The 273-nt window shown below is 52.7% G+C and carries 1 pseudogene; it reads left to right on the top strand.

The window, feature by feature from the left end:
• Positions 1-273 (top strand): annotated as a pseudogene (locus SB749_RS19430) (excinuclease ABC subunit B); the annotation flags it as partial.

The raw sequence follows: 273 nt of genomic DNA, 5'->3' as shown, positions 1-273 counted from the left end.
CGGTCGGTATGATTATCGATCAGCGCGCGATTCTGCGCCGACTGGCGGAGCTGCAATACGCTCGTAATGATCAAGCATTCCAGCGTGGTACTTTCCGCGTTCGTGGCGAGGTGATAGATATCTTCCCGGCAGAATCGGATGACATTGCACTTCGCGTGGAACTGTTTGACGAGGAAGTGGAACGATTGTCGTTATTTGACCCGCTGACCGGGCAGATTGTTTCCACTATTCCACGTTTTACCATCTACCCGAAAACGCACTACGTCACACCGC

It is taken from the genome of Brevibacterium sp. SIMBA_078 (genome assembly GCF_046534565.1).
Classification (GTDB): Bacteria; Actinomycetota; Actinomycetes; order Actinomycetales; family Brevibacteriaceae; genus Brevibacterium.
This window is presented reverse-complemented; position numbering and strand designations above follow the sequence as displayed.